The organism is Aporhodopirellula sallentina SM41 (genome assembly GCF_000346505.1).
Taxonomy (GTDB): Bacteria; Planctomycetota; Planctomycetia; order Pirellulales; family Pirellulaceae; genus Rhodopirellula; species Rhodopirellula sallentina.
In genome coordinates, this window is record NZ_ANOH01000194.1 from 1 (window position 1) to 8,915 (window position 8,915).

General features: G+C 58.5%; 3 protein-coding genes. 2 read left to right on the forward strand and 1 reads right to left on the reverse strand.

The features are described from left to right. Together RSSM_RS12450 and RSSM_RS12455 are read left to right on the forward strand one after the other, a co-directional pair. A partial coding sequence (locus tag RSSM_RS12450) for a FlgD immunoglobulin-like domain containing protein (protein ID WP_236621113.1) occupies positions 1-3,855 on the forward strand: 3,855 nt, incomplete at its 5' end. A gap of 17 nt (positions 3,856-3,872) precedes the next feature. Next, a complete protein-coding gene (locus RSSM_RS12455; protein ID WP_008678922.1) occupies positions 3,873-8,201 on the forward strand; it encodes an NHL repeat-containing protein in 4,329 nt (1,442 codons plus the stop codon). Between the two features lie 73 nt (positions 8,202-8,274). Here RSSM_RS12455 and RSSM_RS12460 read toward each other — a convergent pair. Further along, positions 8,275-8,915, reverse strand: a 641-nt coding sequence (locus RSSM_RS12460) for a hypothetical protein (protein ID WP_160168125.1), incomplete at its 5' end; no start/stop codon positions are given.

Below are 8,915 nucleotides of genomic sequence, written 5' to 3' on the forward strand. Positions count from 1 at the left end.
CTTACCGCCATTTCTCTTTGTTTTCCCTCGCTAGCAGTCGCGACGCAAACGGACAATCGTGGCCTGCATGCAGTACCGGTTCCGGGGGACGTTGTCATTGACGGCGACCTCGCGGATTGGGATCTCTCGGGGCAGACACTGATGTGTTACGACGTGGAGTCTCTGCAGGATGTGTATTCCGCAAAAGTGGCGGTGATGTACGACGCGGAGGATATCTACATTTCCGCCGAGTTCACTGACACGACGCCGATGGGCAACCGGCATGATCCTCGCTATCAAGCTCGTCGAGGGTGGGCAGGTGACAGCATTCAAATACGGTTCAAGACTGACCGTATCAGCCACATCACCGCGTGGTACTACGCGGACGAAAAGAAGCCGGGCTTCTATCTCGATCGCGGCAAAGATCTGAACACGCCTTTCGGCGGAGGATCGGAGACGTTGTTTCAGCAGGAAGGATGGAACATGGGGCGGGGCGTCGAGACCGCCTACCGCGAGGACGAGGATGGCAACGGCTATGTGCAGGAAATCAAACTGCCGTGGTCGCTCGTGACAGATAGGAAATACGAGGCGGGCGACAAGTTTCAGTTGGGCTTCGAGTTATTTTGGGGACAAGGCGACTGGCCGTCTCATCGATATGCGGACAACTTGGGTGAGGGAGCGCACGGTCGTGAGTTCTTCTTCACCAATCACAAGGGATGGGGCGATCTCATTCTAGAACCGAACGGTGACTTGGACCTGCCCGAACCCGCATGGATGAAAGAGCAAGCCGCAGGTCAGCCGACCGGGCCCGTTGCGATCGAGTATGAGTTGTCCAAGGACGGTAAGGTGACATTGGCGATCGATGACTCCGAGGGGCGACGGGTTCGTAATCTGGTCGCCGCACAGCCTCGCCAAGCTGGGAAAAACGTTGAAAAGTGGGACGGGTTGGATGACGCGGGCAAGCCCGTGCTGCCGGGCGACTACACGTTTCATGCGCTCACGCATGATGGAATACGGTTGAACTACGCGCTCTCATTTGCCAACCCGGGGAACCCGACTTGGGCGACCGACGATGGCCGCGGAGCGTTCTATGGCGACCATACTGCACCGCAGGCGGCTGCGGCGGCGGGTGGTTTTGTTGCTCTCGCGACACCGATGGGCGAGGCTGGCAAGCATCTCATTGCGACCGACCTCGACGGCCAGCGTTTGTGGGGGCTTGGCAATCGGGTTGCTTTCGATGGCGGTCATATATCACTGGCCGCGGACGGAACGACGTTGTGGGTGGCCACCGAAGGAAAGCAATCGCTCATCTATCGAGTCACTCTGGCCGATGGACGTTACGCGCCATGGGACATCACCCCGAAAGACCACCAGCAAGAATTCAACTCGGTCGATCTGGTTGTCTCGGATCAACCTGGTTTGGCGGCCGCGAAATCGGAAGCCAATCTTCGTTCCATCGCATTGCACGACAACGTGTTGGCAGCCGCGTTCGCACGAGAGAACGAAGTTCGGCTGTACCATGCGACCACCGGCGAACAACTCTCACGCATCGAGATTGATGAGCCGAAGGCCGTCGCCTACACATCGCAGGGCGATCTGCTAGTGCTGTCGAAAGGGCACATTCTGATTGCGGATGATCGAGGTCGCGTCCGACCGTTCACCTCGCAAGCCTACGCCGACGCGTGGGGGCTCGCGACGGGAGCCGATGGACGTGTCTATGTTTCCGTTCGCGGCAGTGACCAGAACGTCAAAGTCTTCTCCGTTGATGGCGAACTGCTCAGTGAAATTGGCCAACGCGGTGGACGTCCGCATCACGGCAAATTCATTGCTGGGGCGATGCGTCGACCGGCGGGCATTGCGATCGACAGTCTCAATCGTCTTTGGGTTACCGAAGAAACCGACAACCCGAAACGGACCAGTTTGTGGGACGTCGATAGCGGCGAGTTGATCAAGGACTTCAGTGGCACGACCAGCTATGCGGGTGCCGGTACGGTGAACCCGTTGGACCCGTCAATGGGATTTGCCGACGACACGGTTTATCACTTGGACTGGGAAAATGGCACTTCGAAGCCGATTTACTCGGTGGGCCAAAGCGATAGCCCCGATGATCTTTTTCCGCCATCGGTCCACCGATTGACCAGCCGTGTCGTGAAGAAGAATGGAATGCTGTATGTCTACACAACCGCCTCTTCGCGTGGTTCCAGCGAGGTGCATTGCACGCTGTTTGACGGAGAGCACTGGCGTTCGGTGGCGCACACGGGACTGGTTGGACAAGGACGAGGTGATCGATTCAAGAGGTTCCAACATCTTTTTGAAGGAAGCGGTAGGCAGCGCTACTCTTGGGCCGACCAGAACGGAGACGGCTTGGTGCAAGAAGCCGAATTGATGTTTGCGAGCATCAAGATCGACGGCACTCCCGTTTCGCTGCGTAGCTTTTACTGGGGGCAGCTTCCTGACACCGATGGCACGATTACGTACCTCGTCCGAAACCGTCAGGAACTGGTTCAATTTCCTGTCGCGGGTTACACCGAAGTTGGCGCGCCGATCTACGACATCACCACGCCGCGTATCATTCGTCCCGACCGTGACATCATCGGCGGTGGCAATGGTGAAGGGCAAATCATTGGTGGCACGAATGGGCGGATTTACATCAATCAAGACCCGCTGATCATGATTGAGCAAAGCGGTCGCGTTGTGGGCGGATATCCTAACCGGCACATGTCAGTACACGGTTCGCACCGAGCCAAGGCCGCGCGTCCTGGCTATCTGATCGGACCATCCTCGTTCCTCGGTGTGGTTCAGGTGGGCGATGAGGCGCAGGGCGAAGCAGGCGAGCTCTTCTGTCTCAACGGAAACCTCGGCGAGAACTACCTGTTCACTCACGATGGCCTGTTCATTCAGTCTCTCTTCCGGGACACACGTGGTTTTTCGGAGAACCCAGCGCACGCCGAACGTGGCATGCCGTTGGACGCGATCACCGCGGGAGGTGAAAGCTTCGGCGGTAACTTCATTCGTACCGTTGACGGTGAGACGTATCTGACCAACGGCGGAACGGACGCTCGGGTAATCAAGGTCAGTGGGCTCGAGTCGATTCGACGCTTCAGTGGCACGTTTCCATACACTCGTTCGCAATTCGCCGAAGCCCAGGAGTTGCTGTCGCAGAAACTGGCCGAAGCGTCCGTACCGAAAACGTTTACTGTCCCGCGCGGCAATGCGAGCGTGGATGGCAAGCCGACCGAGTGGCCGGCGTTGCTCGATGACAAGTTGCCGGCGATCGATGTGCAGGAAAGTGTTCGCAAACGTTACGCCCGGATCCTTGCCCGCTACGACGATCAACGTCTGTATCTCGCCTATCGTGTCTTCGCTCCGCGTTCGGCGATGAAGAACGTTGGACAGGATGATCGTTTGCTGTTCAAATCCGGCGATGCGGTGGATCTCATGATCGGCCCTGAACGATCGAAGGACTCCACAGGGAACATGCGTGTACTGATGACCTTCAAAGACGAAAAGACTCCTGTCGCCGTGTTGAACGTGAAGAAGGATCCGGCGGCGAGTGCGGATGAGAAGTTTGATTTCAGCTCACCATGGCGGACGATTTCGTTCGACCGTGTTGTCGTCAGCCGCAACATCACCTTGGCATCGCGGGGCACGCACGGTGGCTTCATTGTCGAAGCATCGATTCCGTGGAGCGAGCTCGGTGTGACGCCCAAGTCGGGACTCCGTCTCAAAGCCGACGTTGGCGTCTTGTTTGGCGATGGCGGTACCCAAACCGTTTCCCGCCAGTATTGGAGCAACCAAGCCACTGGATTGGTGAACGATGTCCCGGGCGAAGCCGATCTGGCACCGGCGGCGTGGGGCACTTTTACTCTTGAGTAGATCTGGATTTCTTCGCTATGTGTTTTCGTTTTAGTTGCCGCGTCGCGTCGATCGTCGGAGTGACGATGGCAATGTTGGGGGCGAGTGGAAATCATCCTGCTTACGCTCAAACGCCCTCGACCGAACTCTTCCCCGCGTTCGACGCGTCGTTGCTGGATCCGGCGACGTTTGCGGAACGCATCGGCAATGCACCGGAGTCACCGATCGAAGGTGACAGCCCGGCCGCACGTGTCGGCCCCCAAGCCGTCGTGTGGTGTCAGCAATCGAAACCGCATTGGAAGGGAATGACCTACGGTGCGGGCCGGGAGGCTGGGCCGCGTCATTTGCGGATCGGTTTCACGCAGGCGGTTCCGGTGGGCAGTGTCCTCGTAGGTGGTGGCGGTTCGCTGAGCGTGCTGAAGCCGGACGCGGAGTATCCGGGCGATCTCGCGGATGACTCGCAGTGGATTTCGGCGCAGCGTTTGGTAGACGTTTCCGTCTCCGATGCGGAAGTGCAGGCCGGTGACTATGGATTGTGGGTTTTGCCTCCGGGGACCGTGACACGGGCGCTGCGATTCAGTCACACGCCCACTGCCGGGGATCGCGAGACGGCAGGCAAGCTCGCCGGCGTGTGGCTGTTGCCGCAGCGCATGGGCAATGTCGCACCGCAGGCATTGGTTCAGTCGCGAGCACGGGACGATGTTTCGATGAAGATCGTCGATGAGTCGCACAACGGTACTTGGCAGGCTTGGGAGAATGCGGAAGACGGCGCACCGTTGCCGGTTTCCGATGAGCATCCGGAAATCGTCACGCTTACCTGGCCGAAGTCGGTGACTCTCGGCGGAGTGTGTCTGTTGTGGGCTGGATTCGCGGAGTGCGAAATCGATGCCTTCACGGGAGACGACGATTCGAACGTGCGAGAAGCCTCTGAGGAGTCATGGGTTTGCGTCGGACGCGGACGAGATCTGCAATCGTGGTATCCTAGCCAACTCGGTCCGAATTGGATCGTGCTCGATCGTGAGGTGAACACACGGGCAATTCGCGTCCGGATGACGGCACCATCGACTGAGCGGCATTCGCATGTTGTTCGAAAAATCAAAGACGGACGCCGCGTGTGGCTCGGCGAACTGATGGCATTGTCGCCAATCCGTGAGTCAAAGATTGCGAGTCTGGTCCTTCCCGAGCAGAGCGAGGAACCGCCGCCGATTCCGATTGAATTCACGTTGCCCGAAGCCGGGATCGTGACGCTTGTGATTGAAGATGAAGAGGGCCGTCGTGTCCGCAATCTGTTGAGCGAAACGCACTTTCCCGCTGGCGAGAACATCGCGTGGTGGGACGGCAGCGATGATTTGCTGCGTGATCCGCAGGCGGCCGCTCACGGTGTTTATCACATTCCCTCGCGTCCCGTCGCACCGGGGCGGTACACAGTGCGCGGGTTGTGGCGAAAACCGCTGAGCCTGCGTTATGAGTTCAGCATTTACAACGCAGGTAAACCTCCTTGGCGGACCGCCGACAACACCGGTTGCTGGCTCACGACGCACACGCCGCCGACGAGCATGGCCTTTGTGCCAGGCGACCGTACAACGGATGGAAAGCCGCTGGTTTTTATGGGCTGCTACGTGGCCGAAGGCGGGCACGGTTTGCAGTGGCTACGCGAAGACGGGACCAAGATTGGTGGTCAGCATTGGGTCGGCGGTCATTGGACGGGCGCACCGACGTTGGCGGTCGATTTAGGATCGCATGCCGAAAAGGAACACCTGTGCTATGTCGGTTCGGTATGGGAAGGCGAACTGCGTTTGACGGCAAAGACGAAATCGCTCGGCGACCAGTCGGTCTTTCAAATCCAGCTCGGTGACGATTCACGTCCAAAGAAGCCCACCGATCCCAGGCCGGATCCGTTGGAAGGTTTTGAGGGTGGAGATCGCCGGTTCGTGCTGAGCGGATTGGCGGCGCATGACGGTATGTTGGTCTGTTCCATGCTGCGGCATAACGGTTTGCTCTTCGTTGATGTTCCATCCGGCAAGAGAGTTGGTCACTTGTCGGTGGCGAGTCCACGTGGCGTTACATTTGATGAACAAGGCCGAGTGTTGGTGCTCAGCGGGAACCAACTGCTCGCGTTCTCATCGATCAAAGCGACCCAAGCCGAAACGGTGATTGCCGAGGGACTCGAGGATCCGAGGCACATCGCGATCGATGCCGAGGGGCGGTACTTCATCAGCGACCGGGGCAGTTCGCATCAGGTCAAGATCTTTTCACCGGCCGGCAAGTTCATCGAGGCGATCGGCAAAGCGGGATCACCGGCGGTCGGTGAGTATGATCCGTTGCACATGAACAATCCCAATGGTATGGCGGTCGATTCGCAAGGTCGTGTGTGGGTTGCTGAAAACGACAACTATCCGCGCCGTGTTTCGGTTTGGTCGTCGGGTGGCGATCTCGAACGCACGTTCTATGGTCCGACCGAATACGGTGGCGGGGGTGTGCTCGACTCTCGCGACGCGGAAAAATTCTTTTATAAAGGCCTCGAGTTTTCACTCGACTGGAAAAGCGGTACCGATACGCTGGCTCGCGTGTTCGCCCGGCCCGATCCGTTGCTCGATGCACATTACGGACACTTCTCACCGGACTGGCCGCTGTATCCTTCGCGAGGAAACGGCCGTCGATACTTCACCAGTTGTTACACGCATACTCCCACGGGCGGTGACAACGTTGCTTTCTTATGGCTCGACACGGGCAAGCAAACCCGGCTCGTGGCTGCGTTGGGTGATGCGCATGCGTGGCCCCATCTCCGCGAGCAACCTGAGTTTCGCAGCGTGTGGCCGGACGGCACGCAGCCTGAAAAATCAAACCCACAACCGGACAAACACGCCACGTTTTTGTGGATGGATTTGAACGCCGACGGCAAACCACAGGCCGCGGAAATTCAGATGACCCGAGGTCAGGCTCGCGGCGTCACGGTCACTCGTGAACTCGATTTTGTTGTTTCGCGGCTAAGCGAAGATACCGCGATGTTTAGCCCAACGCGGATTGATACGAAAGGCGTGCCACGCTACGACTTTGCACCCGTGCGGCTCGGTCCCGCAGGCGGCCGGCCACCTTCGAGCGGCGGCAATCAAACGCTGCATTACAACGATTGGACGATTTCGACCAACGCGACCAAACCGTTTTCCCCACATGGGCTCGGCGGCATGTATCGGGGCGAGCCACGTTGGAGTTACCCCAGTCCATGGCCAGGGCTGCATGCCAGCCATGAGGCGGCTGTGCCCGACCGCCCGGGCATGGTCGTCGGCCATACACGCTTGCTCGGTGATTTCATCGACAGCCCCGTTGGTCCGATGTTCGGGATCAACGGGAACATGGGGAACATGTATCTATTCACTGCGGACGGTTTGTTCGTGAGCACCTTGTTCCACGACATTCGTTTGCGTCCGAACTGGGCGGCGCCCGTGGCCACGCGGAACATGGACGTGACGGATGTCTCGCTGCACGACGAGAACTTTTGGCCCAGCATGACGCAGACACCCGATGGCAAGGTGTATGTCGTTGATGGTGGTCGCACCAGCCTCGTGCGTGTCGATGGCCTCGATACCCTGCAGCGTCTTCCCGATCAAAAAATCAACGTTACCACGGCGGATCTCGACAAGGCTCGTGATTGGTTCGCCCGCGTTGAACTCTCACGCCAGCAAACTCTTGGCACCGGCATCCTTTTCGTTCCGATACGAACCGAAACGCCAACTGTCGATGGCGAACTCGACGACTGGCCCGTCACGTCTCAGTGGGCCATGATCGATCGACGCGGCACCAAGGCCAACTTCAACAGCAATTCGCGTCCTTATGAAGTGAGCGGTTCGCTGTGCATTGCCGACGACCGGTTGTTCGCGGCGTGGCGGACGACGGAAAAGGACCTGCTCAACAACAGCGGCGAGACTCCCAACGCGCTCTTCAAAACGGGCGGTTGTCTCGATCTCATGCTGCAAACCGATACCGATCAGCGACTCTTAGTCACGTTGGTCAAGGGGAAGATGCGTGCGGTGCTCTATCGCGCTAAAGTTCCAGGCACCACCGATCCGGTTGCATTCAGCAGTCCGTGGCGCACGATCAACATCGACGTGGTCGAAGACGTCACCTCGCAGGTAAGTTTCGCGACCGACAAAGCGGGCAACTACGAAGTCAGCGTTCCGTTGGCGACGTTGCACTGGGCACCCGACAGTGGCGACATCGTGCGAGCCGATATCGGTGTGCTTCGCGGTTCCGGTGGCCAAACGATGCAGCGCGTGTACTGGAGCAACAAAGCGACCGCGATCACCGCCGACGTCCCCAGCGAAGCCGAGTTGACGCCCAAGCTTTGGGGACAATGGAAAGTGAAATGATCCCCACCGATCCGTCACGGCGAGTGCAGTGGCGATGAGTTTGGCTCCCGGTCGGAACGCTCTGCTTGTCGAATTACCTTGCGTTCGCCTTTCGCTCAGCGAGAACGAGTGCGTCCAGAGCCAGTAGTTTGCGGTACCAGGGAGACACTTTTTGTCCTGCGGCAACATGAACAACGGTCTGAGGGCTGGCGAGTCGCGTTTCTATTTCGGATGGGGGCAGACGTTTGCCGCCCATTTCAAAAAGGCTGAACGCGTCGGCGGCGATCCGGGACTGCCGGACCTTGGGGACAGCAACGGTGCGCGTTCTTGTTTCTTCAACTTCTTCAATCACCGTGACCTGCTTGCCGTCAACCTCCACCTGTTTAAAGAGGGGGACCGTGGCTGTGTACGTCTGCTCGACGTAATCGTGGGTCGTGTTGGCGAGCACCGTCGAACCATCTCCAAATTGCATCACTCCGCTAAATTCGATCGGCGTTGATGGAAAACCATTTTTTCGCTCATTCTCCACCGGTTTTCCATCCCAGGACGGCTTTCGGGCAGCGTAGAGAACAAGCGTGTTAGGGCTCAACAACGGCAGGTAGCGGGGATCAAGCTGTTGATCCTCCTCAAGCCAGATGGCGATCCGCTGTCGTCTCATAAAGTGCGCCAGTTCGTTCCCGTTGAGCAGGCGTCCCTCGCTGCGATACGCTTCCAATTGGTCAAACGGAAGCTTAG